Here is a 23642-nt window from a genome sequence, read left to right as displayed (position 1 = left end):
TAGGAGCGGGCTTGTCCCGCGAAGAGGCCAGCACAGGACTGCCCCCTCAGAACTGCACATCCAGAATCACATTGTCGAGGTAACTCGCCGCCGGTGGTGTCGCTTGGTCGGTATAGACCTTGGCGTTGTAGTTGAACACCTGGCTCCCGGTCCCGGTCCCGTTTCCGGGGTTCACGTCGGCATCGCTGCTGGAGCGCCGGGCCGTGGTCAGCGAGCCCCAGCGCACGGTGCCTGCGCTCTTGAAGATGTCATAGGCCAGGTAGTTGCCGGCCGTGGACTTCATCCGCCGCCGCCCACCCGACACATTCTCCCCATCATTCAAGCCCACCGTGTAGGCACTGCCCTTGGTGCACGACAGGTTCACGCTCTGGCTTACCGTGCCAAACCCGGCCACCACCGGCGCGCTGCCGAAGCTGATGTTGGGCGTGGTGATCTGGCAGTCGTTGCTCACGGTCAGGCTAACGTTCAATGTCCGGCTGCCGGCGCCTATGTCACGCCCCAGGCAGATGCTGCCAATTCCGATCCCGGAGCAGTAGTCCCAGCTCCAGGCGATGGTCAGGGTCTCCTGATACACACCCGCGGCGACATTGCTGCCAATCTGGGTCTTCATGTACAGCGGCACGGATTTGGGTGTAGTGCCATTGAGCAACCCCAGCAGATCGAGGATGCCATTGCGCGCGAAGTCAAAGGCAACGCCGCGGGTGATCGGATAGCTGGTGCTGTTGTCGGCGTACAGGGTGTATGGAATCACGTCGCCTGTAGGGCCGACCAATCCACTGGTGGTGGATGTGATGGTGGCGTAGAAGTGGTCGTTGGAGCTGAGCAGGCTCAATAGCGAGCCGGTGCACTGCAAGCCGGAATTGGTGCTTGAAGCGCTCTGTACCGTGGTACGCACCAGGGTCGAGTTGACCGTGCCGAATCCCGCTGGCTGGGTTGCCACCGACGAGCACAGCGCCCAGGCCGAACCGGCTGGCAACAGCAGCAGGCTGCACAACAGGCCTTTCATCTGCATACCAGCGGACCAATCAGCGGAATCGAGCCTGCCGATTCCGGCAGGTCGAATTCGACCTGGCACTGCCCGCCCCCCTCCAACGCCACTTGCAGGCGGTTGTGCGGCGACAGGTTCTCCAGGTACACCAGGCCGTCCCAGCCGACCACCGCCTGGCTGCCGCTTTCCTGGTGGGTGACCGTGCTGCCGAGCTTCAGCGGTTGCTGATGGCTATCGACCAACTCGATGCTCGCCGCCAGCACGCGCTTGAGCGGGAACTCCAGCAGGTAGCCGCTGCCACGGCGCACCGCCACCCGTTGCTCTACCTCGGCAGCCAACACATCGGGCGGAAGGTTCATCGGGTCGATCTCGTACTTGCCGCGGTAATAGCCGCTGCTGTATGGCACCAGCAAGTGACCGCTACGGTCGGTGCGGCCGATTTCCTGGTTTTCGTAACGCACCGGCACGTCGGCGTAGCCACTGGTGCTGACCACCACGAAGGCATCGTCGATGCGGTTGGCGGCGAATATCCCGGCGTCCATCCACACCAACGAACCACTGGCGTCGGCCCAACGGGTCATCTCGCCGCTGCTGCCGTACACCCCGGCCTGCAACTGCACCGATTGCAGGCGCCAGGTGACGTCGGCCTGGCGGTAGGCATCGCGGTCGCTGCCGCCGGCATAGCCGAGGTTGTAGCCGACGCCACCGCCCACCGGCACGGCGCGGCTGTAGTTGACCCGTTGCAGGCTTTCGCCATCCCTGCTGCGTTCGGTGCTCACCGCCAGGGTGCTGCCGAAGTCGAACGGAATCACCACCTGCGCCTGCACCGCCCAGCTGCTGTCGCCGACCTCGCGGTTGGCCGACAGGTACAGGCTGCTGTTGCCCCACAGCGGCTTGCTCCAGCTCAGGTTGATCAGCCGGGTGCGCGTGTCGTCGCCGGCACGCACATCGAAATAGCCGGCGCCGAGGCTGCCGTATTGATCGAGGTTGACGCTCAGGGTCACCTGCTCGCTGCGCTGGCTCAGTTGCATGTCGGGGAGGTCGACCCGGGTCAGGTCCGAGTACTCGCCATACCGCTGCAGGCGCTGATAGCTGAAGCCGATGCGCTGGCTGTTGTACTGGTAGCCGAGGGCGACCTGGTGGCCCTGCTCCCCCTCGAACTGGCTCTGCGCAAAGGCCGCATTGAGCACGCCGAACGTGCCCAGGCGCATGTTGCCGCCCAGGCCACCGAGCAGCAGCGACTCGGCGGCTTCGACGTGGGTTTCCAGGGTGAAGCTGTCGCTGACGCCGTGGCGCAGGCTGGCCGACGCGACACCGGTTCCGTAGCCGAAATCTTCCACGGCATAGTCACGGCGCAGGCTGCCGGCCGCCACCGAGAAGTCCGACAGGCCTTTCTGCAACAGGCTGCTGGTCACATAGAACGGCAAGGTAGTGGACACCTGCCGGCCCAGGGCATCGGTGGTCACCACCACCGCCTCACCCGCGCCGTTGATGAACGGCACGTTGGTCAGGGTGTACGGGCCGGGCTGCAATTCGGTGGTGCTGGACTTGTAGCCATTGATGAACAAGTCCAGCGAGGTTGGCACTGCCGCTTCGCCGGCAAAGGCCGGCAAGGGATAGGTCACCAGGTCCGGACGTGCGCCAAAGTCACGAGACAATTGAACGCCGCCGACCCGCACCGAGCTGGTCCAGGGTAATGCCCCGGTGACGAAGTCACCGGCCTCATAGGTCAGCAGGCGCTGCTCGTCGGTAAAGCGCCAGGTGGTGTCATAGCGCAGGAAGCCCTGGCGGTTGGCATCGCTCTGCGCGCCATTGAACGACTGGCGCCACTGGCCGGTGGTCGAGAACGTGCCCCAGCTGTCGAACAGGCGCAGTTCGTTCCAGGCGGCCAGGTAGGAGCCGCCGTCATCGGTATCGTTGAGGTACAGGTCGTAGTTGAACAAGGCACCGAAGCTGCTGCGCGCCTCGCTGGCCGGGTACAGGCCGCGGTCGCCGACCTGCTGGTCCGGCAGCCAGGCCGGTGGCACTTGCAGCAGCAAACGCTGGTTCTGGCTGTCGTAATCGGTGTGCAGGCCGGCCACAGCGTCCAACGCCACTTCACCTTGCGGGTCGCCCGGCAGCTTGACGCCCAGGCCGCGCAGCACCTCGCTGTCCAGGAACAGGCGGCCGGCACGCTGCTGCACCGGCACCAGCTCAGCCCTGGGCATCTGGTTCACCAGCAGGTCGAGGTACAGCGTGGCGTCGCCGATGGCAGTGGTTTCGCTGGGCGGTGGTGGCAGGTCGTCGGCCAGCGCCAGGCTGGGGCCGAACAAGGTCAGCCCCAGGCACCAGCAACGCGAAGCCCGCGACAGCCATCTCACACACGGATTCCGACCATTGCCAGGTCCTCCATGGCCCTTGCCCTTCATTGCGCAGCGGGCTCATTGCCCTTGCCGGATCACTTCGGCCGTTTCCTGACCGTTCACCCTCCCCTTGATCACGCTGCCAGCGTTGGGCGTAGCCGGTGCCGGCCAGCGCATGCTGGCACCGGGCAACACATAGCCAAGCAGGCCTTCGGCCAACGGCTTGGCCTGGCCACCGTGCTGCACCACCACATCGGTCAGGCGCGCATGCACAGGGCCGGTATTGCGCATTTCCACATAGGGCTTGCCCTGCACCGTCACCGGGCGCCAGCTGAGTTGCGGCTTGCCGACGCCGTCGGCATTGCGCTTGCCTTGCGGGTCGGCCTTGCCCCACAGCCCTTCGCCATAGACGAACAACGGCACCGAATAGCGCATCTGCAGGCGGATCGCCGCCGTGGTGCCCTGGCTGGCGGCATCGGTCGGCAACGGCGAAGGGATTTCATCGATGATGATGCGGTAGGCCTGCTCCTGGCCGACCGGCGAGCTGCCAGTGCGGGTCAGGCGGATCAGTTGCTTCTGCCCAGGGGGAATGTTGGCCACCGGCGGGCTGCCGATGATTTCGCGTTGGGCCTGGAACTGCTCCTGGTAGTCGCCCTGGCGCCAGGCGAACACCCGTACCTGCAAGCTGGCCGGAGCCGTGCCACGATTCTCCAGCCACAGTGCACCGGCTTTCTGATCAGCCTCCAGCACCGGGTCGATCGGCCAGATCAGCACCGAGGTGGCCGCCCCCGCCGGCAGGCTCGCCAACAACAACATACCGATCACACCTTGCGCCCACTTCGCGCCTACCCACATGCCGCTCTCCTTGGTCTCTTTTTCTTGGGTGCTGGTGTGTTCACCAGGTCACCGATACTTGCACCACATCGGTGTAGGTCCCGGCCGGCAAGGTGCCGGGCAACTGGGTACGGCCATACACCGGCAACTTGATGGCCGTGGCGTCGGTGTAGCTCACCGCCACGCTCTGGCCAATACCCAGGACCTGGCTGTAGGCCGCGTCCCGGTACAACTGGTAGGCCAGCACCTGCGTGCCGCCCGTGCGCTTGAGGTTACGTGTACCACTGGCGCTGTTCTGGCCACCGTCCAGGCTCATGCTCAGGGTCACGCCGGGGGTGCACTGGAAGGTCACCGTGGTTCCGCCCAACGAGGTACTGAGAATGCCGGTGGACAGCGCCGACTGGGTGCCGAAGTCGAGCGCGCCATAGCTGGTCACCCCGCCCACCACCAGGCAACCGGCAACGATCTGCGCACTCACCTGGAAGGTGCTGGAGGTCGCCGCATCCAGGGGCGTGGCCAGCAACAGGCCGAACCCCGTCAGGCAACCACCGAACCAGGCGCGCATGGCGGCGAACCGGGCTCAGAACGACAGCTCGACCGCCACCGTGTCGGTATACGTCCCAGCCGGCAGGCCGGCCTTGCCACGCGCCTGGCCATACAGGTTGACGGTCTGCGCCACGCCGGTGCTGGTCGGCAAGGTGATGGTGCCGTCGATGGCCAGCAACGTGGTGCGCCCGGAATCGGTGTAGAAGTCGTAGGGCACGAAATTGCCGGCGCCGTCGGCCAGCGCACGCGTACCGCCAGTCGACTGGCCATCGTGGGACCCAGCACGCACGCGGATCGCCGGTACCGTGCCGGCCGAGCAGAGGATGCTCATGGCGCCACCGCCGCCACCCAGCACCTGGGCGTTGGCCGTGGTGAACAGGGCTTCCTGGGTGCCGAAGTTCAGGGCACCGAAGTTCAACCCTGAGGTGCCGCCAGCGCCATTGACCTGGCATGCCGAGGTCAGGGTCAAGGTCGAGGTGATGGTCCCGGTCACCGTGGCGGCCTGGGCGTGAGCGGCCATGGCCAGGCCGAGGCCGGCGAGCATGCAATGGGTGAAAGTCGTTCGCATCGGAGTCTCCTTGCGTCGTTTACCAGTCCAGGGTCACTCTCAGGGTGTCGCGATACAGCCCGGCCGGCAGCGCGCGCGGTTGCGCCACCACTACGCCGTAGATGGGAATCGGAATCTGCTCGGTGCTGCTGACGGTGAACGCACGGGCCTGGCCGATGCCGTAGCGGCTGTTGCCACCAGGGTCGACCGCCAGTTGATAAGGGATCATTACGCGGCCATTGCTGAGCCGGCGCACGCCATCGTCGCCATTCTGGCCAGCATTGATGCGCACGTTGAAAGCCCGCACTTCGGGCGTGCAACTGATCTGCAGGCTGCCTTCGCCGCCCGCCTCGTCGACCCGGCTGCGCAGCGGTGTATCCCAGTTCGGGCCGCGCTGGCCGAAGTCCATCAGGCCAGGGTTGCCCAGGGTGGCAGGCGGCTGGTCGCCGCTGTTGATCTGGCAGGCGGCGCTGATCACCAGGCGCGCCTGGATGAAACCGGTGGTGGTACCATGTGCCGCGCCACTGGGCAGCAGCAGCGGGCCGAGGCTGAGCAGCAGGATCGATGTGCGGTTCATGGCGTGACGTCCTTGTGCATGGCGGCCTCGCTACCAGGTGACGGTGATTTTGAGCAGGTCGGCGTACTGCCCTGCGCGCGGCACCCAGGCCAGTTTGTCGATGCGGGCATAAAGCGGCAGCACAACCGAACCGCTGTCCGGTACGCGAGCGGCATGGGCCTCACCGACGACAACCGGCTCACGCCAGGCAGCATCGCGGTACAGCCGGTACGGGATCGGCCTGGCCTTGCCATCGTCGCTGCCAAGAAACCGCAGTTCGCCGACGCCGCCGTGCTGGCCGCCGTCGACCCGCACCTGGTAAGGCGTGTCGGGGTTGCACTCGAGGCGCGGTGGGCGCTGGTTGATCAGCACGCCACTCAATGGCGCGCCGGGCCCATCCAGGCGTGCGGCAGTGCCCAGGTCGATCACGCCCAGGGCCTGTGCACCCGCATCACGCTGTTGGTGGGTCAGCATGCAGCCACGCTCTACCAGGACCCGCACTTCCACGAGGAAATCCGCCGCCCCGGCCATACCGCTCAAAAACAGGCCCAACAGCACGGCCAGAAAGCGTTCCGTCACTGGGTTATCCTTGTTGTTCTACCGTACATTTTGAGCGTAGCAGCAGGTGGACGAATCGTGATGGCGGGGTGCCATTCTTTTGTGTTAACGACAAAGCCCTAGGGAAGCGGGCAGAAATTTCCCCGCCAAAGCGAACCCTTGGGCATCCTATGCCTCAAATGGCCAAGGGCCGGTAACGCGGCACGCATGGACGAACATCACAGGAGCCTTGCCATTGATGACTGCAGACAACGCGCTCGCCGCCGCCGTGGAGCGCTGCGCCGAGGAGCCGATCCAGGTCCCCGGCAGCATCCGGCCGCACGGCTTCCTGCTGGTGCTGGATGAGCACGACCTGCGCATCCTCCAGGCCAGCGAGAATGTCGAACAGTGGCTGGGCCTGCCAGCACGTGAGTTGATTGGCTGCACCTTCGCCGACGTGGTCAGCGAAATCTTCGACCTGCGCGCCAGGCTCGAACGCCTGCCCAACGACGAGGCCTTCCCGTTCCACATCGGTGATGTACGCTTGCGTCAGGGTGCACCCTGCACAGACATGCTGCGCCTGCTGACGCACCGCCACGACGAAGTGCTGATCGCCGAGTTCGAGCCCTTCCGCCAGCCTGCAGACCTGGCCGACCAGGGCGACTATTACCCGCTGGTGCGGGGATTCGTCAGCAGCCTGCACAATGCCGACAGCCTCGAAGAGTTACTTCAGCAGTGCGTGGTGCAGGTCAAGCGCATCACCGGCTTCGGCCGGGTCAAGGCCTACCGCTTCGACGCCGAGGGCAATGGCGAGGTGCTCGCCGAGCAGGCCGACGCCGGTTACCCGCGCTACCTCGGCCTGCGCTTCCCCGCTGCGGACATCCCGCGCCAGGCCCGCGACCTGTACCGCGTCAACCGCATCCGCGTGATCGAAGATGCCAACTATCAGGCCTCACCCCTGCTGCCCGCCATCAACCCGCGCACCGGCAAGCCCCTGGACATGAGTTTCGCCGCCCTGCGCAGCGTGTCACCTGTGCACCTGCAGTACATGCGCAACATGGGCACCTTGGCCTCGATGTCGCTGTCGATCATGGTCGATGGCCAGCTCTGGGGCCTGATCTCCTGCCACCACGCCCAGCCGCGCGTGGTCGAGTTCCGTACCCGCACCGCCTGCGAACTGCTGGCCAGCGTGCTGTCGCTGCAGATCGAGACCCGCGAGTCGCACGCCAGGACCCGCCAGTTGCTTGACCTGCGCCAGCACATCGTGCGCATGATCTCGTCGATGGCCGACCACGACAGCGTCAGCGAGGGCCTGCGCGACTTGCCCGAGGTGCTGCTGGCATTCGCCGGGGCCAGTGGCGCGGCGGTCATCTCCGCCGAGCGCTGCGACCTGATCGGCCTGACCCCGCCTGCGGCGCAAGTCACGGCCCTGGTGCACTGGCTGGAGCAACGCGGTGACGAGGCGGTGTTCCACAGCGACAACCTGCGCCATGACATCGATGAGCTGCCAGAGCTGGCTGCCCATGCCGGCGGCGTGCTGGCAGTGGCCATCTCGCAGATCCACTCGCATTACCTGCTGTGGTTCCGCCCCGAGCAGGTGCGCACGGTCGACTGGGCCGGGCGCCCCGACAAGCAGATCGGCGCCCAGGGTGCGCTCAACCCGCGACACAGCTTTGATCGCTGGCAGGAACAGATCAGCGGCTACTGCCAACCCTGGGACTCGCTGGTCATCGAAGGCGTACTCGAGCTGCGCACGGCAGTGCTGGGGATCGTGCTGCGCAAGGCCGAGGAGCTGGCGCAGTTGGCCAACGAGCTGCGCCGCTCGAACAAGGAACTCGAAGCCTTTTCCTATAGCGTGTCCCACGACCTGCGCGCCCCGTTGCGCCATATCGCCGGCTACACCGAGCTGCTCGGCGAAATCGAGGGCCAGGGCCTGAGCGAACGCGGCAAGCGCTTCCTGCAGCACATCGATGAAGCCGCGCACTTCGCCGGCAGCCTGGTCGACAACCTGCTCAATTTCTCGCAGATGGGCCGCTCGGCCTTGCGCCTGTCGGATGTCGACCTCAACACGCTGGTCGACAGCATCCGCCAGGAGCTGGCCCCCGATTATGAAGGCCGCGACATCGTCTGGGACATTGCGCCACTGCCCAAGGTGATTGCCGACCCGGCGTTCATCAACATGGCCTTGCACAACCTGATCGCCAATGCCATCAAATACACCCGTGGCCGTGAACCCGCCCACATCGCGATCCACGCCCGCCAGCACCGGGACGAGACCGAAGTGTACATCCGTGACAATGGTGTAGGCTTCGACATGGCCTACGCCAATAAACTGTTCGGGGTGTTCCAGCGCCTGCACCGCATGGAAGACTTCGAAGGCACCGGCATCGGCCTGGCCAGCGTGCGGCGGATCATCGAGCGCCATGATGGACGAGTCTGGGCCGAAGGCCAGGTCGACCAAGGCGCCAGCTTCCACTTCACCCTGCCCCGTCAACCAGCAACCAACTGAGGTACCCGTATCACCATGCTCAAGCCCATCCTGCTGGTCGAAGACAACCCCCGGGACCTGGAGCTGACGCTGCTGGCGCTGGAGCGCAGCCAGCTGGCCAATGAGGTCATCGTCCTGCGCGACGGCGCCGAAGCCCTCGACTACCTGCTGCGGCGCAACGCTTATGCCAATCGCGACGATGGCAACCCGGCCGTGCTGTTGCTGGACCTGAAGCTGCCCAAGGTCGATGGCCTGGAAGTGCTCAAGGAAGTCCGCGCCACCGCAGAGCTGCGCAGCATCCCGACGGTGATGCTGACCTCTTCCCGTGAAGAGCCCGACCTGCTGCGCGCCTATGAGTTGGGGGTCAATGCCTACGTGGTCAAGCCCGTGGAGTTCAAGGAGTTCGTCGCGGCGATCTCCGACCTGGGGGTATTCTGGGCGGTACTCAACGAGCCGCCACCCGGCTCGCTGCGCCTGAACCGTCGCGCCAGCAACTGAGGCCCCCGCAAAGATGTTGCCGACACCGCTCAAATTGTTGATGGTCGAAGACAGCTCGATGGATGCCGAGCTGACCCTGATGCGCCTGGAGCGCAGCGGGTTGCAGGTGCAATCACGACTGGTGTTCGACCATATCGGCGTCGAGCACGCGCTGCACCAGGCCAGCTTCGACCTGATCCTTTGCGACTGCGTGCTGCCGGGTTCTTCCGGCACCGATGTGCTGGCCATTGCCCAGCGCCTGGCACCCGACACGCCGTTCATCTTTCTTTCGGGCATCTACGGTGAAGAACATGCGGTGGAAATGGTCCGCCTGGGCGCCACCGATTATGTGTTGAAGAAGAACCTGCCGCTGCTGCCCAAGGCCGTGCGCCGGGCCCTCACCGAAGTGCAGGAGCGTCAGCGCCGGCGCCGCGCGGAAGAAGCCCTGGCCGATGTCGAGGCCCGCGCGCGCATTGCCATCGATGCCGCCGGCATGGGCACCTGGGACTTCCGGCCACAACAGGGCCAGCTGCTCTGGGACGACCGTTGCAAGACCCTGTTCGGCCTGCCGGTCGAGACCGAGATGAGCCTGCAGGTGTTCTATGCCGGCATCTACCCCGACGACCAGGCCAAGGTGCGCGAAGCCGTCGAGCAGGCCATGCGCCCGGACAGCGATGGGCTGTACCGGGTCGAGTTTCGCATTGCCCAGCCCAATGGCCTGGAGCCGCGCTGGCTGCTCAGCAGCGGCCAGTGCCAGTTCGTCGACGGCCAGTGCACGCGGTTTTCCGGGGTATTGCAGGACATCCATACCCAGCGCCAGGCGACCCAGGCGCTAAGGCAGCTCAACGAAATGCTCGGTGAACGGGTCGAGCGCCGCACCCGTGAGCGGGACCGTGCCTGGGAGCTGTCCCAGGACTTGCTCGCGGTGCTCAACAAGGACCTGACCCCGGTGGCCCTCAACCCGGCCTGGGAGGCCAGCCTGGGCTTCTCCCGCGAGCGCCTGAGCCAGACCTCGCTGCTGCACCTGCTGCCCGAGGTGGATCAGGAGGCGTTGCTCACCGAGCTGGCGGCCCTCGCCCATGGCCGCACCAGCGCCCGCTTCGTCGGCCGCATCCAGCATGCCGGTGGTCAGTTGCGCTGGTTGTCCTGGGTGGTGGTGCCGGAAGACACCTTGCTCTACGTGGTGGCGCGGGACATCACCAGCGAGCGCGAAACTGCCCTGGGCCTGGCCGAAGCCAACACCCGCCTGCGCGAACAGATCACCGAACGCGAACGCATCGAGGCGGCGCTGCAGCAGATGCAGCGGCTGGAGGCCGTCGGCCAGCTCACTGCCGGCGTCGCCCACGACTTCAACAACCTGCTCACGGTCATCCTCACCGGCGCCAGCTTCCTTGAACGCGACCTGGACAAGGGTAACCTGGACAAGGCCCGCAGCCGCCTGACGCATATCCGCGAAGCCGGTGAGCGCGGGGCCAAGCTGACCTCGCAATTGCTCGCCTTCTCCCGCCGCCAGCGCCTGGAGCCGGTGCCGCTGAACCTGAACCGCACCCTCACTGGCCTGGAGGAATTGTTGCGCCGCACCCTTGGCGGCAACATCCTGGTGCGCCTGGATCTGGACCATGGCCTGTGGCAGGCACTGACCGATCCGACCCAGACCGAGATGATCATTCTCAACCTGGCCATCAACGCTCGCGACGCCATGGCCGAAGGCGGCCAGCTGACCCTGTCGACCCGCAACACCCGCATCAAGGCCCGCCCGCAGCGCCCGGAAGATCCCGAGCCCGGCGAGTACGTGATGCTGAGCATTCGTGACACCGGCTGCGGCATGAGCGAAGAGGTGCTGGCCAAGGTGTTCGAGCCGTTCTTCACCACCAAGGACATCGGCAAAGGCTCCGGCCTGGGCTTGGCCCAGGTGTTCGGTTTCGCCAAGCAGTCCGGCGGTGGTGTGCGCATCGATACCGAGCCTGGGCATGGCACCCAGGTGGCGGTGTACCTGCCGGCGGTGAAGCAGATGATGGCCATCGATCCTGTAGCACCGACAGCCACCCTGCCGAGCGATGACAGTGGCCGGGACCGCACGGTGCTGCTGGTGGATGACGATCACCTGGTACGCGACATGCTCGGTGACGTGCTGCGCCAGTATGGCTACCAGGTGCGCCAGGCGCACAGCGGGGAGCAGGCGCTGGCCCTGCTGGACGACGATGTCGACCTGCTGCTGACTGACTTTGCCATGCCCGAATTCAACGGTGGGCAGCTGGCCCTGGCGGCGCGCGACCGCTACCCACGGCTGCCGGTGGTGTTCCTGACCGGGTATGCGGAGCTGGAAGGGCTGGAGGTGCCAGGGAGCCTGGTGATGCAGAAGCCCGTGCAGGCGGATGAGCTGGCCAGGGTGCTGAATGAACTGCTGCGGGTGGCCGGCTAGACCTGCTTTTACAGCCCCGCGAAAGGGCCGGCGCAGGAAACAGAAACGGCAAAATCCAGCGCCGACGTTCGCCTGCACTGACTGAGAAATTTTGTTTTTGAAGAGAGAAAATGGCAGGGGCGGCTGGATTCGAACCAACGCATGGCAGGATCAAAACCTGCTGCCTTACCGCTTGGCGACGCCCCTGTATCGGATGCAGCTGATGCTGCTCTGACAATTCCAACTGAGTGACAACTGGGTTGTTGTCTTGGAATGCGCGGCACTTTAACACATAGATTCGCCTTGTAAACCCCCCAACGTGAAAAAAATGCCTTAAAACAGCAAGTTAGTGCTTCCGAGCCGTTTTCATGACCTGCCAGGGCAACCACCCGTCGTTTTTCCACCGCCTCGCTTCAACACAATCGCATTCCTCCCTTCCAATCAGATAAGCGAACTGCATTGACCAAGGAGGACCCCATGCCCGTATCCCACGACCTCTACCAGGACCTGCACTACCCGCGCGAAATCGTTCAGCAGCGGCGCCAGCAGGACAAAGCCCTGGACCGCCTGCTCGACGAGTACATGGACATCGACAACCAGGTGCTGGCCGCCGAAGCGATCTCGGCCGGCAATTTCGTCGACGAAGACCTTCGCCACCTGAAAGAACGTCGGTTGACCGTGAAGTACATGATCGAGCGCCAGCTGGAGCGCAAGGCCTGAAAGATCGTGCCAGGCGATAGATGCCTGGCACTTTTTGCATTGGTCAAAACCGCTCGCCTCGGGCAAGCTGCGCGCAGCCCCACATTTGCCCAAGGAGGCTTCGCCTTGTCCGCCTGGATCCCTGCCCCGCTGCGCCAACTCAGCCAGCGCCTGCGCACTGTCGCGCCTCAACAGAGCGAGCTGCTCAGCTGGTTCGAAGACAAGGCCGCCAGCCGCGGCTACCAGCTCAGCGATGGCCAGCGCCGGGTCATCGCCAGCATGGCCGGGCAACTTGCGCAAGTGCTAGAGGGGGGCCAACCTCACAGCCTCTATCTGCATGGCTCGGTCGGCCGTGGCAAGAGCTGGCTGCTCGATGGCTTCTTCCAGGCCGTGCCGGTCGAGGCCAAAAGGCGCCTGCACTTCCACGATTTTTTCGCCCGCCTGCACCAGGGCATGCACCTGCACCGCCTGCTGGACGATGCATTGGGCGCCACCCTGGACGAGCTGCTGGGTGACTGCCAGGTACTGTGCTTCGATGAATTCCACGTGCATGACATCGGCGATGCCATGCTGCTGACCCGGCTGTTCAACGCCCTGTTCGCCCGCGGCATCTTCCTGTTGGTGACCTCCAACTACGCACCTGAGGGTCTGCTGCCCAACCCGCTGTACCACGAACGCTTCCTGCCGGTGATCCGCCTGATCAACAGCTCGATGGAAGTGCTTGAAGTGGGCGGCGACACGGACTTTCGCAGCCTGCCGGCCAACCGCGAGCACCAGCGCTTCACCCAGGGGCACTATGTGTGGCCGGGGGATGCGGCGCAGCGCAAGGCGCTGAAGGTGCCGGAGGAGCAACCGGTGATGCTGGAGGTGAACAAGCGGCCGTTGCGCGCCCTGGCCATCGATGGCCGGCGGGTGGTGCTGGCCTTTGACGACTTGTGCGAGAAGGCCACGGCGGTGATCGACTACCTGGTGCTGGCCGGGCAGTACGACGAGTGGATCATCGACGGGCTGGATGATCTGGCGGAGTGTTCGCTGGCGGCGCAGCAGCGCTTCGTCAACCTGGTGGATGTGCTGTATGACCAGGATCGGCAGGTGACCGTGATCGGGCGCAGGCCACTGGAAGAAAGCCTCGGCGGGCCGTTGGCCGACCTGATGCGGACCCGCAGCCGCCTGGGGCAGTTGCACCAGATCGGGCCCGATAGTTCTATTGCCTGATCGGGCCTCTTCGCGGCTAAAGCCGCTCCTACAGGAATAGCGCCGTACCTGTGGGAGCGGCTTTAGCCGCGAAGAGGCCGGAACAGGTCAACCCATCAGCCAGCCCTGGGCAGATCCGCCAGCACCACCTCGATCTCCCCCAGCACAGCCGGGTCATCCAGGGTCGAAGGCGGCACATACGCCTGCCCATCGGCAATCTTGCGCAGCACCGCCCGCAGGATTTTCCCCGAGCGCGTCTTGGGCAAGCGCTTCACCAGCCGCACCCGGTTGAAGCACGCCAGCGCGCCGATTTCCTCACGCACGCTGCCCACCAATTCCACCAGCAACTGTGCCTCGGCAATGCCCTCGCCATCCTTGAGCACCACCAGCGCCAGCGGCACCTGGCCCTTGATCTCGTCATGCACGCCGATCACCGCGCATTCGGCCACTGCCGGATGGCGGGCGACCAGGTCTTCCATTTCACCCGTGGACAGCCGATGCCCTGAGACGTTTATCACGTCGTCGGTGCGGCCCATGATATAGACGAAGCCCTCTTCATCCAGGTAGCCGCCGTCACCGGTGTGGTAGTAACCCGGGTAGGTCTGCAAGTACGCCTGCAGGTAGCGATCATGATCGCCCCACAGGGTCTGGCTGCACCCGGGCGGCAGCGGCAGGGCGATGACGATGGAGCCTTGCTGATCAGGGCCCAGCAGATGCCCGTCATCATCCAGCACGCGCACGTGATAACCCGGCACCGCGCGGTTGCTCGATCCCGGCCGCGCAGCACTGCCCTCCAGCCCCACGCAAGGCGCGGTGACCGGCCAGCCGGTTTCGGTCTGCCACCAGTGGTCGTGCACCGGTTTGCCGGTGACCCGTTCCAGCCATTCATGGGTGCTGGAATCGAGCTTTTCCCCAGCCAGGAACAACTGGCGCAACGAGCTCAGGTCATGCTTGCGGATCAGCTCGCCATCCGGGTCTTCCTTGCGGATCGCTCGCATGGCGGTCGGCGCGCAGAACAAGGCATTGACCTGATACTGCTCGACTACCCGCCAGTACGCCGAAGCGTCCGGCGTGCGGATCGGCTTGCCTTCATAGAACACCGTGGTGCAGCCGCTCATCAGCGGCCCGTAGACGATCAGCGAATGGCCGACCACCCAGCCGACATCGGAAATGCCCCACCACACATCCCCAGCCTGCATGCCGTAGATATGACGCATCGCGTAGCACAGCGCGACCGCGTTGCCACCATTTTCGCGGACGATGCCCTTGGGTTTGCCGGTGGTTCCGGAGGTATACATGATGTACAGCGGGTCGCCGGCATCCAGCTCGACGGGTGCCACCGGCTCGGCACTGGCCAGCGCCTGCTGCCAGTCCAGGTCACGGCCTGCCTGCAGCTGCGCACGGGCCTGGGGCCGTTGCAGCACCAGCACGTTGCGGGGCTGATGGCGGGCCACCTGCAGGGCGCGGTCAACCAGCGGCTTGTACTCGATCACCCGGTCGAACTCCAGGCCACAGGACGCGGTGAGCAACAACGCCGGCCGGGCATCATCGATGCGCAGTGCCAGCTCGTTGGCGGCAAAGCCACCGAACACCACTGAGTGCACCGCGCCGATCCGCGCGCAGGCGAGCATGGCCATGGCCGCCTGGGGCACCATCGGCATGTAGATGATCACCCCGTCGCCCTTGCCCACGCCCAGCTGCCGCAGCAGGCCGGCCAGGCGTGCCACTTCGTCGCGCAGCTGATGGTAGGTGAAGGCCTGCTGCACACCGGTCACGGGGGAGTCGTAGATCAGCGCCAGCTGCTCGCCGCGGCCCAGTTCGATCTGCCGATCGAGGGCCAGGTAACAGCTGTTCAGGCGGCCGTCGGCAAACCAGCGGTGGGTGCCGTCGGGGTTGTCCTGCAGGGTCAGCGAGGGCTTGCGGTACCAGGCCAGGGATTCGGCCTGTTCGGCCCAGAAGGCAGCAGGGTCGGCAATGGATTGGGCGTAGCTGTGCTGATAGGTCATGTCGATGAAAACCCGGTACTTGTTGTTATTGAAGGGCGAATAGTGAGTATGGCCCGCCACACCGGGGCCGCCATGGGACTAAAGTCACAACGGACCTGCAAATTTGCAGACAAGGCAAAAATGCCCCACAACAGTGCAAAGCCTCTAGAATAGGCCGCCCTTCCCGCCACAGAGCAGCTCATGGACATCGATCAGGCCCGAACCTTCCTGGAAATCGTGCGTTGCGGCAGCCTGGTCGCCGCCGCCGAACGCCTGTTCGTGTCGCAGACCGCCATCACCGCCCGCGTGCAACGCCTGGAGCAGCAACTGGGCTGCCAACTGTTCGTGCGCAGCCGCAACGGGGCCAGCCTGACCAGTGACGGTGAGGCCTTCGTCAGCTACGCCAACCAGCTGGTGCAGACCTGGGAAGCGGCACGTCGCGACCTGCCACTGCCCGAAGGCTGCCAGCAGGTGTTGCATGTGGGCGCGGAGGTGAGCCTGGGCAACCCGATGTTGCTCGACTGGGTCGGTGCCCTGCACCGCGAGCTGCCCAGCCATGCCATCCGCAGCGAGGTGAGCGATGGCGAGTCGTTGCTGCGCAAGGTGGAGATGGGCCTGCTCGACGCCGCACTGGTGTACCAGCCCACCTACGGCCCAGGGCTGCAGGTGGAGCAGTTGATGGAAGAGAAGCTGATCCGCGTGCGCCGGGTCGATCAACCCGAGCCGTACATCTACATCGACTGGGGCGAAGCCTTCCGCCGCCAGCATGACGCCGCCCTGCCCGACTGCGCACGCCCGGCGCTCAGCTTCAACCTCGGGCCGTTGGCCCTGCAGTTCATCCTCGACCAGGGTGGCAGCGGCTATTTTCGTACCCGCGTGGTGCAGGCCTACCTGGAGACCGGCGTGTTCGAGCGCGTGCCACAGGCGCCGGAATTCACCTACCCGACCTACCTGGTCTACCCGCGCAAGCGCGACAGCGAAGCCCTGCAGCAGGCCTTCGCGGTGTTGCGCCAACTGGTAGCAGCTGGCGCCAGCGATTGGTCACAACGCTGGGACCCGGTTATCTGAGGCAGCACTGAGCAACTGGCGCTTGAGGCCGGCAATCAGGTCGGTCTGGGTGACCACGCCTACCAATTGCTCGCCATCGAGCACCGGCAGGCAGTGCAGTCCCTGCTCGCACAGCAGCGGCAGCAGGCGCTCGAGCGGATGCTGGCTGCTGACGCTGACCACCCGCCGGCTCATCACCTGTTCCATGCGCACCGCCTTGCGGCCGAACAGGCCACGCCAGCTGAACTGGCCGCGCTGCATCGCCGGGCCGACCAGGTCACTGAGGCTGACAATGCCTACCAGCCTGCCCTGCTGCAGCACCGGCAAGGTTTTCAGGTGGTGGTCGGCGAGCATTTTCCAGGCCTGCTCCAGGGTGGTCTGCGGCGAAGCGAACTGTACGTCGCGGGACATCACCGCCCCGGCAGTGATGCCGCCGAGGCTGCGCTGCAGCGCGTGCTGCTCGGTGGCTAGGATGATGCGCTCCAACTCGTCGCGGGTGACGTCGACAAATTCACCCAGCTCTTCCAGAGCCTGATCCAGGTCGGCGCCACTGACGCCCACGCGCTCGCTGGGCAGCGGGTCGTGGGTGTGGTGCAAGTCTTTGCGCGGTGCCACGCCTTTCGGATAGTGCACGCCGGTGAGGCGGTTGTAGATCACGGCCACGGCCACCAGGATCAGTGCGTTGAGCAGCACCGGTTCAAGCAGATGATCACCCATGGCCGTCAGCCCCGGGTCTGCCAGTACCGCGCTCACCGCCACACCACCTCCGGGTGGGTGCAGGCAACGCAGCAGGCACATCACCAGGATCGAAACCCCTAGGGCAGCGGCCGCCACCCACAGTTCAGGGCCGAAGCCCTGGCGCATGGCCAGGCCGACCGCAGTTGCCAGGGCATAACTGCCGAGCACGGGCCACGGCTGCGCCAAGGGCCCGGAATGCACGGCGAACACCAGCACCGCCGAGGCAGCCAACGGGCCGAGCAAGTGCAGGGCAATGCCCGGGCCATAGGCCAGGCTGGTCAGCCAGCCGGCGAGGAAAAGGCCAAGCAACGCGCCGATACCGGCACGCAACCATTGTTTGGGGGGGATATTCAGGGGCGCTGGCAACAGCCGCTGCAGACGACTTTCGGAACGCATGGCAGACATTTAGGTAATCGGGATCTGTAGTTTTTTTGATTAAAAAGAAAGCCCAGCCGAAGTGGCCTGGGCCTCGCATTGCGGATGCAATAGCTCAAGGGGCTCCGTCCGTGGAGAGATGGAAACCGCAGGGTTTCGTGCGGGGATTGTGCCGGGCGGGGGAAGATAGGGCTAATTCAAAAAAATGCGGCTGTACTGCAATTTTTTTGCAGTGCTGATCTGGCCATGAGGGGCGCGAAGCGGCCCCGGCGCTAGCGAGCCTTGCGCGGTAGCTCGATGCTTACCCGCAACCCGCCCAAGGCACTTTCCAACAATGTCAGCTGCCCGCCCCAGGCCTCGACGATGTCGCGCACGATCCCCAGCCCCAGCCCATGCCCATCGACCTGCTCATCCAGCCGCGAGCCACGCTCCAGCACCTGCAGGCGCCGGTTTTCGGGAATGCCAGGACCATCATCATCGACCCACAACCGATACCCCTCGGCCGTCGGCGCAATCCCCAGCCGCACTTCGCTGTCGGCCCATTTGCAGGCGTTGTCCAGCAGGTTGCCGAGCAGCTCCAGCACGTCTTCGCGATCCCACGGCAGCAGCAGCCCCGGCGGCATATCGCGCGCGAGCAGCAAGCCTTCGCCATGGATCATGCCCAAGGTCGCCAGCAAGCCCGGCAGCTCGGCATCACAATCGAACTGTGCCCCCGGCAAGGCATCGCCCGCCAGGCGCGCCCGGTTCAGCTCACGGGCCAGGCGCTGCTGGATCTGCTCCAGCTGCTCACGCAGCTGCGCCTGCACCTCTGGAAGGTCTTGCAAGCGTTCGCTGGATGCCAGGCTGAGCAGCACCGCCAGCGGTGTCTTCAGTGCATGGCCGAGGTTGCCCAGGGCATTGCGCGAGCGGCGCAGGCTGTCTTCGGTGTGGCTGAGCAAGTGGTTGATCTGGTCCACCAGCGGTGCCAGCTCGCTGGGCACCTCGGCATCGAGCTGAGAGCGCTGGCCTTGTTGCAACTGGGCGATCTGCTGGCGCGCGCGCTCCAGCGGGCGCAGCGAACGGGTCACGGTGAAGCGCTGCAGCACCAGCACGATCAGCAACGCCACCAGGCCCATGCCCAGGCCGATCTGCTGCAGACGACGAAAGCCCTCACGCACTGGCGAGTAGTCTTGCGCCACGCTGATCGAGATGTCCTGGCCCAAACGCCGGTAATCGGCGCGCAGGGCCAGCAGTTGCTGCCCTTCCGGGCCCAGCTCGTGGCTATCTGACAAGCCAGGCGCAGCCGGCCTGGGCATGTCCAGATCCCACAGCGAGCGCGAGCGCCAGGTGCCCTGCTCGAAATCGATACGGAAGTAGTAACCCGAGAAAGGCCGCTGGTAAGCAGCGGAGATGCGCCGCTCATCCAGTTGCAGGCCGTTAGGCCCGCGCACCAAGGCCACCAGCAGGTTCTCGCTCTCCTTGCGCAGGCCGTTTTCCAGGTAACGTTGCAAACCCGCTTCGAACAGCCACAACGTGAGCTGCGCAAGCACCACGCCGACCACCACCAGCACGGCGACCAGGCCCAGGCTCAGGCGCGCCTGGATGGACTTCATCCACCGCTCCCGGCATAGAGGTAGCCCTGCCCGCGGCGCGTCTCGATGACGCTGCGGCCCAGCTTGCGCCGCAGGTGATTGACGTGCACCTCCAGCACATTGGAATCGCGTTCGGTCTCGCCGTCGTACAGGTGCTCGGCCAGGTGGCTCTTGGACAGGATCTGCTGCGGGTGCAGCATGAAATAGCGCAACAGGCGAAATTCCGCCGCCGTCAGCTGGACGTCGACACCATCGCGGTTCACGCACTGGCGGCTTTCATCCAGGTGCAGGCCTGCAGCTTCCAGCGTGGGTTGATTGGCCAGGCCCCGGGCGCGACGCAGCAGCGCCTGAATGCGCAGCTGCAATTCCTCGGGGTGAAAGGGCTTGCTCAGGTAGTCGTCGGCCCCGGCTTTCAGGCCTTCGATCCGTTCTGCCCACGACCCGCGCGCCGTCAGGATCAGCACTGGCGTGGCCAGGCCGCCCCCACGCCACTGCGCCAGCACTTCCAGGCCCGGCAAGCCCGGCAGGCCGAGGTCGAGGATGATCAGGTCATAGGGTTCGCTCTGGCCCTGATACACCGCGTCTCGGCCATCGGCCAGCCAGTCTACGGCATAGCCCTGGCGCTGCAGGCTGGTGGTCAGTTCGTCGGCCAGGGGCACGTTGTCTTCGACAAGCAGCAGGCGCATGTCAGTCGTCTTCCTCGTCTTTGAGCAGGGCACCGCTGCTGGCATCGAGCTTGATCTCGCGCACCACGCCGTCGTCAGTCAGCAGCTCGACTTCATATTCGTAGCGGCCGTCGTCTTCTTCCAGCTCGGCCTCCAGCAGACGCGCCCCGGGGTAACGCCCCAGGGCGGTTTCCAGCAGTTGCTCGAGCGGCAGGATGACGCCCTTCTGGCGCAGTTTCAGGGCTTCGTCCTGGTCCAGGTCGCGGGCAACGGCCAGGGAACACACGGCCAGCAACGACAGCGCCAGGTATCGTGCCGGCCGGGGTAAATGGATCATCAGCTGTCCCGCGCGTCCTTCAGCACTTCGCCGGTCTTGGCATCCAGGTCGACATCCCACTCGACATTCTGCGTGTCGCGCAGTTCGACCTTGTAGATGTAGCGGCCGTACTCGTCTTCCAGCTCCGAATCGGTGACGGTGGCACCAGGGTGCTTGGCCACGGCGGTGGCCTTGAGTTCGTCCAGCGACTTGATGGTCTTGGCATTGACCAGTTTGACCACTTCGTCGGGCTGGACGTCCTTGGCGAAAGCGGCATTGGCGCCCAAGGCAAGGGCAGCGGCGGTGAACAGGGCAGTCAAGGTTTTCATGGTGGCTCTCCTGAGCGAGGTTCAAGTTGTCTACGGGGTTAAGACTAACCAGCGGTCCTTAATTCAACCTGAAAACAGCTGGCGCCATGATAGCGCAGCTGCAGCGCTATCAAGCCCCTATAATGACCGCCTTGTTACTTGCGAGATCCGTCATGAGCGCCATTCACATCAAATTCCCTGCACTCACCTTCAAGGCTGGCCAGCGCGCGCTGCAGCGGATTCGCGAGCGTGGCCTGCAGGCGGCCGATGTGGGCGTGCTGCCAGGTGCGGCGGGCGGGCCCAAGCCTTTAGGCATCCAGGGCCTGGACCTGGCACTGTTCGGCGAATGGCTGCCTTCGGCACCGCGGCAACGCGCACTGATCGGCGCCTCGATCGGCTCCTGGCGCTTCGCCAGCGCTTGCCTAGACGAACCGGTCGCCGGCATCCGCCGCCTGGGCGAACTGTATACCGAACAGGACTTCGCCAAGGGCGTCACTCCCGCCGAGATCAGCCGCAGTTGCCAGCGCATGCTTGACGACCTGCTGCAGGGCCGCGACGGGCAGATCCTCGCCAACCCGCACTACCGCCTGAACATCCTGGTGGTGAAGAGCCACGGCCAGCTCGCGCACGACCACCGTGGCCGCCTGGGCATGGGCCTGGGCTCGGTTATCGCCAGCAACTTGCTGGGGCGCTCGCGCCTTGCCCGGCATTTTGAACGGATCATCCTGCATGATGAGCGCAGCGCGCCGCCGCTTGATGCGCTGACCGATTTCCCTTCACGCTGCCTGCCACTGGACCTGGCCAACTTGCGCCAGGCCCTGCTCGCCTCGGGCTCGATCCCGATGGTGATGGAAGGCGTGCGTGACATCCCCGGCGCCGGTGCTGGCACCTATCGCGACGGCGGCCTGCTCGACTACCATCTCGACCTGCCCTACCGTGGCGACGACCTGGTGCTGTACCCGCACTTTACCGACAAGGTGGTGCCCGGCTGGTTCGACAAGGCGCTGCCCTGGCGCAAGGGCGATGCCACGCGCCTGCAGAACGTGCTGCTGATGACCCCCTCGCCGCAGTACCTGGCCGCGCTGCCCTTCGGCAAGCTGCCGGACCGCAACGACTTCAAGCGCTTCATGGGCGATGCGCCGAGCCGCAAGCGCTACTGGTACAAGGCCATTGCCGAAAGCCAGCGGCTGGGTGACGAGTTGCTCGAACTGATCGCCACCGGGCGGTTGCACGAACGCCTGCAAGCCTTGTAGCGGCCATGCTGGTAGACTGCGCGCATTATTGATTCACGCAGAGTTATGACAGTGGAAATCTTCAAGGAATTTACATTCGAATCGGCCCACCGCCTGCCCCACGTCCCTGAAGGGCACAAGTGCGGCCGCCTGCACGGCCACTCGTTCAAGGTCGGCCTGCACCTTACCGGCCCGCTTGACCCGCACACTGGCTGGATCCGCGACTTCGCCGAGGTCAAGGCGATCTTCAAGCCGATCTACGAGCAGTTGGACCATAACTACCTGAACGACATCCCAGGCCTGGAAAACCCCACCAGCGAAGTGATCGCCAAGTGGATCTGGGATCAGGTCAAACCACTGATGCCGGAACTGTCGAAAGTGCGCATCCACGAAACCTGCACCAGCGGTTGCGAATATACCGGCGACTGATACTCAAGGGCGTGGGCCTTTGTGGATGATTTTCATGGAGACCCGTCCTGGTGTGCCACCACCGGTATACAAGTAGGGGCGACCGAACTGCTTGTAACGGTTCATCGGGTAGCCGCTAGGTGCAATGAAGCGCAAATTGCACACGAGTTGATTCTGTACCAGCCCCAAAGAGGACAACCCCTCGATGCGCCACATCCGGGAACGGTGATACCAGTTTTCGATCACCCGTTCCTGCCCGGCATCGTGGGCACAGTCATACATCCCGACGTATCCCGCAAGGTTGTCATCCTCCATGAGAAACTGCCGTCTCTGGAACTTATCGTCCACGGGGCGAATTTCGTAGTATTCCTGGACCCCTCTGCGGTACAGGCCAAACCATAGCATCACGCAACGGACGTGCGTTGCCAGGCTCCTTATCGGAGCCTTGGACGAGGCAATTTTCGCGCCCTCGGGCTCAGTGCGCACCCAGCCATCCTCACCATCGCCACTGTAGAACTGCACCCAGATCGGCGCCAGCTGCGGCGTGGCGAAGTCCCAACTTTCCAGGCTCAGGGGCGTGCTCGATAGCTGCCACCAGCATTCAGCATAGAAGGAAGAGTCAGGGTCATGGACATAGACGTTTTTCATGGCTCGCTACCTGGCAATGATCAAGCGAATACGCTATGCCAGGGCAGCCACCTGCAAGCAGAGGGAAAGCAATCTAGAGCAGGTCGCCCTTGAGAAAGGCCGGTGCGATGTAGCGCTGATAATGGGCTTCGGACAGCAGGAAGAACTCACGGTCGATGGCGTCACGCAGCTGCGGCAACTCCCAATCGCGAAACTCCGGCAGCAGCACCATGCCGTAGGCTTCCAGATCACGGATCATCCGCGCCCCACGGGCGATCAGCTGGTAGGCCCAGCAGTATTCCGACTGCTGCTCGACGAAGCGGATCGAGCGCTGCTGCAGCTGCTGGCGCAGCAGGCTTTTGTCGAACACTTCCAATTTGGCCATCATCACCTGGACCAGCAGTTGCTCCAGGCGCAGCCAGACGGCGCGCTTCTGTTCGTCGTCGTAACCGTTCCAGTTGATCACTTCGTGGTGAAAACGCTTGCAGCCACGGCACACGGTGTCCCCGTAAACAGTGGAACAGAGGCCGACACAAGGGGTCTTGATGGACTGGTTGGACATTGAAAACAACGGCTTGGCGGTGGAACACGGGGTCATGTTAGCCCTTTGTCTAACCAGGGTCACCCGTTAAAGTCATGATCGCTGCCTTACCTTCGGGCTTTTTTTGCCGTAGAATCATCCCGCCTTTTCAAGGCAACAATGTCCGTTGGAAGCTGTTTTCAAAGCGTCACGAGCACAGTTCATCCGGTAGAACGGCGTT

Annotated in this window: 23 protein-coding genes and 1 tRNA gene; 8 read left to right on the top strand and 16 right to left on the bottom strand. The window is 64.6% G+C overall.

From position 1 onward, the window contains the following. Positions 1 to 46: 46 nt before the first annotated feature. The 7 genes from C2H86_RS20940 to C2H86_RS20910 are packed head-to-tail and all read right to left on the bottom strand — an operon-like array spanning position 47 to position 6392. Positions 47 to 1012 carry a Csu type fimbrial protein gene (locus C2H86_RS20940; RefSeq protein WP_159409626.1) on the bottom strand — a complete coding sequence of 322 codons (966 nt, stop codon included), beginning with the start codon at positions 1010 to 1012 and terminating at the stop codon, positions 47 to 49. Beyond that, positions 1003 to 3396, bottom strand: coding sequence for a fimbria/pilus outer membrane usher protein (locus C2H86_RS20935; RefSeq protein ID WP_430738560.1), 2394 nt, complete (start codon positions 3394 to 3396; stop codon positions 1003 to 1005). The genes C2H86_RS20940 and C2H86_RS20935 overlap by 10 nt, the downstream gene beginning before the upstream one ends. Positions 3397 to 3408: 12 nt before the next feature. After that, positions 3409 to 4185 (bottom strand): fimbrial biogenesis chaperone, encoded by a 777-nt coding sequence (locus C2H86_RS20930; protein WP_159409625.1) that lies wholly within the window; start codon positions 4183 to 4185, stop codon positions 3409 to 3411. A 40-nt stretch (positions 4186 to 4225) separates the two neighbouring features. Then, positions 4226 to 4729, bottom strand: coding sequence for a Csu type fimbrial protein (locus C2H86_RS20925; protein ID WP_159409624.1), 504 nt, complete (start codon positions 4727 to 4729; stop codon positions 4226 to 4228). Positions 4730 to 4744: 15 nt separating this feature from the next. Next, entirely contained in the window at positions 4745 to 5278 is a 534-nt protein-coding gene (locus C2H86_RS20920; protein ID WP_159409623.1) for a Csu type fimbrial protein, read from the bottom strand. Positions 5279 to 5297: 19 nt separating this feature from the next. Next, positions 5298 to 5834, bottom strand: a complete 537-nt coding sequence (locus C2H86_RS20915; protein WP_159409622.1) for a Csu type fimbrial protein — start codon at positions 5832 to 5834, stop codon at positions 5298 to 5300. A 30-nt stretch (positions 5835 to 5864) separates the two neighbouring features. Then, positions 5865 to 6392 (bottom strand): Csu type fimbrial protein, encoded by a 528-nt coding sequence (locus C2H86_RS20910; RefSeq protein WP_159409621.1) that lies wholly within the window; start codon positions 6390 to 6392, stop codon positions 5865 to 5867. Positions 6393 to 6609: 217 nt separating this feature from the next. Between C2H86_RS20910 and C2H86_RS20905 the strand changes: the two genes are divergently transcribed. The 3 genes from C2H86_RS20905 to C2H86_RS20895 are packed head-to-tail and all read left to right on the top strand — an operon-like array spanning position 6610 to position 11737. Further along, on the top strand, positions 6610 to 8859 hold the full coding sequence (locus C2H86_RS20905) for an ATP-binding protein (protein WP_159409620.1): 2250 nt from the start codon (positions 6610 to 6612) through the stop codon (positions 8857 to 8859). 15 nt (positions 8860 to 8874) lie between these two features. Further along, positions 8875 to 9336, top strand: coding sequence for a response regulator (locus tag C2H86_RS20900; RefSeq protein WP_159409619.1), 462 nt, complete (start codon positions 8875 to 8877; stop codon positions 9334 to 9336). Between the two features lie 13 nt (positions 9337 to 9349). Continuing rightward, positions 9350 to 11737: a hybrid sensor histidine kinase/response regulator gene (locus C2H86_RS20895; protein ID WP_159409618.1), complete on the top strand. Its 2388-nt coding sequence runs from the start codon at positions 9350 to 9352 to the stop codon at positions 11735 to 11737. Between the two features lie 111 nt (positions 11738 to 11848). Here C2H86_RS20895 and C2H86_RS20890 read toward each other — a convergent pair. Continuing rightward, positions 11849 to 11923 (bottom strand) — tRNA-Gln (locus C2H86_RS20890). A 270-nt stretch (positions 11924 to 12193) separates the two neighbouring features. On the opposite strand from C2H86_RS20890, the gene C2H86_RS20885 reads away from it, so the two are divergent. After that, complete coding sequence (locus tag C2H86_RS20885; protein ID WP_159409617.1) at positions 12194 to 12436, top strand: hypothetical protein; 243 nt, start codon at positions 12194 to 12196, stop codon at positions 12434 to 12436. A 105-nt stretch (positions 12437 to 12541) separates the two neighbouring features. Further along, positions 12542 to 13630 carry a cell division protein ZapE gene (zapE, locus tag C2H86_RS20880; RefSeq protein WP_159409616.1) on the top strand — a complete coding sequence of 363 codons (1089 nt, stop codon included), beginning with the start codon at positions 12542 to 12544 and terminating at the stop codon, positions 13628 to 13630. Positions 13631 to 13725: 95 nt separating this feature from the next. Here the strand turns inward: zapE and C2H86_RS20875 are convergent, their stop codons facing one another. Next, positions 13726 to 15615 carry a propionyl-CoA synthetase gene (locus C2H86_RS20875; protein WP_159409615.1) on the bottom strand — a complete coding sequence of 630 codons (1890 nt, stop codon included), beginning with the start codon at positions 15613 to 15615 and terminating at the stop codon, positions 13726 to 13728. Positions 15616 to 15795: 180 nt separating this feature from the next. On the opposite strand from C2H86_RS20875, the gene C2H86_RS20870 reads away from it, so the two are divergent. Beyond that, positions 15796 to 16662 carry a LysR family transcriptional regulator gene (locus C2H86_RS20870; RefSeq protein ID WP_103448131.1) on the top strand — a complete coding sequence of 289 codons (867 nt, stop codon included), beginning with the start codon at positions 15796 to 15798 and terminating at the stop codon, positions 16660 to 16662. On the opposite strand, the gene C2H86_RS20865 is transcribed toward C2H86_RS20870, so the two are convergent. The 5 genes from C2H86_RS20865 to C2H86_RS20845 form a co-directional block, all read right to left on the bottom strand. After that, positions 16636 to 17784, bottom strand: a complete 1149-nt coding sequence (locus C2H86_RS20865) for an HPP family protein (RefSeq protein ID WP_159409614.1) — start codon at positions 17782 to 17784, stop codon at positions 16636 to 16638. The genes C2H86_RS20870 and C2H86_RS20865 overlap by 27 nt on opposite strands. 242 nt (positions 17785 to 18026) lie before the next feature. Further along, positions 18027 to 19346, bottom strand: coding sequence for an ATP-binding protein (locus C2H86_RS20860; RefSeq protein WP_159409613.1), 1320 nt, complete (start codon positions 19344 to 19346; stop codon positions 18027 to 18029). After that, the gene (locus tag C2H86_RS20855; protein ID WP_159409612.1) at positions 19343 to 20011 is read right to left on the bottom strand and encodes a response regulator transcription factor; all 669 of its coding nucleotides are present in this window, start codon (positions 20009 to 20011) and stop codon (positions 19343 to 19345) included. Before C2H86_RS20855 ends, C2H86_RS20860 begins: the two co-directional genes overlap by 4 nt. 1 nt (position 20012) lies before the next feature. Further along, the gene (locus tag C2H86_RS20850) at positions 20013 to 20327 is read right to left on the bottom strand and encodes a PepSY domain-containing protein (RefSeq protein ID WP_159409611.1); all 315 of its coding nucleotides are present in this window, start codon (positions 20325 to 20327) and stop codon (positions 20013 to 20015) included. Continuing rightward, entirely contained in the window at positions 20327 to 20635 is a 309-nt protein-coding gene (locus tag C2H86_RS20845; protein WP_159409610.1) for a PepSY domain-containing protein, read from the bottom strand. The genes C2H86_RS20850 and C2H86_RS20845 overlap by 1 nt, the downstream gene beginning before the upstream one ends. A gap of 152 nt (positions 20636 to 20787) precedes the next feature. Here C2H86_RS20845 and C2H86_RS20840 point away from each other — a divergent pair, with 152 nt between their 5' ends. Next, a complete protein-coding gene (locus tag C2H86_RS20840) occupies positions 20788 to 21867 on the top strand; it encodes a patatin-like phospholipase family protein (protein ID WP_159409609.1) in 1080 nt (359 codons plus the stop codon). A 51-nt stretch (positions 21868 to 21918) separates the two neighbouring features. Next, the gene (gene queD, locus C2H86_RS20835) at positions 21919 to 22275 is read left to right on the top strand and encodes a 6-carboxytetrahydropterin synthase QueD (RefSeq protein WP_012271598.1); all 357 of its coding nucleotides are present in this window, start codon (positions 21919 to 21921) and stop codon (positions 22273 to 22275) included. A 3-nt stretch (positions 22276 to 22278) separates the two neighbouring features. On the opposite strand, the gene C2H86_RS20830 is transcribed toward queD, so the two are convergent. Beyond that, a complete protein-coding gene (locus C2H86_RS20830) occupies positions 22279 to 22902 on the bottom strand; it encodes a hypothetical protein (protein ID WP_159409608.1) in 624 nt (207 codons plus the stop codon). A 73-nt stretch (positions 22903 to 22975) separates the two neighbouring features. Beyond that, positions 22976 to 23443, bottom strand: coding sequence for a DUF1289 domain-containing protein (locus C2H86_RS20825; RefSeq protein WP_163986041.1), 468 nt, complete (start codon positions 23441 to 23443; stop codon positions 22976 to 22978). Positions 23444 to 23642 lie beyond the last annotated feature (199 nt).

This window comes from Pseudomonas putida (genome assembly GCF_009883635.2).
GTDB classification, from domain to species: Bacteria; Pseudomonadota; Gammaproteobacteria; order Pseudomonadales; family Pseudomonadaceae; genus Aquipseudomonas; species Aquipseudomonas putida_W.
Note: the sequence above shows the minus strand (reverse complement) of the source record. Positions and strands in the feature narration are given on the sequence as shown.

Bases quoted from the DNA above. Each gene is read 5' to 3' on its own strand.
- C2H86_RS20940 (WP_159409626.1), bottom strand. From the start codon at position 1,012: ATGCAGATGAAAGGCCTGTTGTGCAGCCTGCTGCTGTTGCCAGCCGGT.
- C2H86_RS20935 (WP_430738560.1), bottom strand. From the start codon at position 3,396: ATGAAGGGCAAGGGCCATGGAGGACCTGGCAATGGTCGGAATCCGTGT.
- C2H86_RS20930 (WP_159409625.1), bottom strand. From the start codon at position 4,185: ATGTGGGTAGGCGCGAAGTGGGCGCAAGGTGTGATCGGTATGTTGTTG.
- C2H86_RS20925 (WP_159409624.1), bottom strand. From the start codon at position 4,729: ATGCGCGCCTGGTTCGGTGGTTGCCTGACGGGGTTCGGCCTGTTGCTG.
- C2H86_RS20920 (WP_159409623.1), bottom strand. From the start codon at position 5,278: ATGCGAACGACTTTCACCCATTGCATGCTCGCCGGCCTCGGCCTGGCC.
- C2H86_RS20915 (WP_159409622.1), bottom strand. From the start codon at position 5,834: ATGAACCGCACATCGATCCTGCTGCTCAGCCTCGGCCCGCTGCTGCTG.
- C2H86_RS20905 (WP_159409620.1), top strand. From the start codon at position 6,610: ATGACTGCAGACAACGCGCTCGCCGCCGCCGTGGAGCGCTGCGCCGAG.
- C2H86_RS20900 (WP_159409619.1), top strand. From the start codon at position 8,875: ATGCTCAAGCCCATCCTGCTGGTCGAAGACAACCCCCGGGACCTGGAG.
- C2H86_RS20895 (WP_159409618.1), top strand. From the start codon at position 9,350: ATGTTGCCGACACCGCTCAAATTGTTGATGGTCGAAGACAGCTCGATG.
- C2H86_RS20885 (WP_159409617.1), top strand. From the start codon at position 12,194: ATGCCCGTATCCCACGACCTCTACCAGGACCTGCACTACCCGCGCGAA.
- C2H86_RS20875 (WP_159409615.1), bottom strand. From the start codon at position 15,615: ATGACCTATCAGCACAGCTACGCCCAATCCATTGCCGACCCTGCTGCC.
- C2H86_RS20870 (WP_103448131.1), top strand. From the start codon at position 15,796: ATGGACATCGATCAGGCCCGAACCTTCCTGGAAATCGTGCGTTGCGGC.
- C2H86_RS20865 (WP_159409614.1), bottom strand. From the start codon at position 17,784: ATGTCTGCCATGCGTTCCGAAAGTCGTCTGCAGCGGCTGTTGCCAGCG.
- C2H86_RS20860 (WP_159409613.1), bottom strand. From the start codon at position 19,346: ATGAAGTCCATCCAGGCGCGCCTGAGCCTGGGCCTGGTCGCCGTGCTG.
- C2H86_RS20855 (WP_159409612.1), bottom strand. From the start codon at position 20,011: ATGCGCCTGCTGCTTGTCGAAGACAACGTGCCCCTGGCCGACGAACTG.
- C2H86_RS20850 (WP_159409611.1), bottom strand. From the start codon at position 20,327: ATGATCCATTTACCCCGGCCGGCACGATACCTGGCGCTGTCGTTGCTG.
- C2H86_RS20845 (WP_159409610.1), bottom strand. From the start codon at position 20,635: ATGAAAACCTTGACTGCCCTGTTCACCGCCGCTGCCCTTGCCTTGGGC.
- C2H86_RS20840 (WP_159409609.1), top strand. From the start codon at position 20,788: ATGAGCGCCATTCACATCAAATTCCCTGCACTCACCTTCAAGGCTGGC.
- C2H86_RS20830 (WP_159409608.1), bottom strand. From the start codon at position 22,902: ATGAAAAACGTCTATGTCCATGACCCTGACTCTTCCTTCTATGCTGAA.
- C2H86_RS20825 (WP_163986041.1), bottom strand. From the start codon at position 23,443: ATGTCCAACCAGTCCATCAAGACCCCTTGTGTCGGCCTCTGTTCCACT.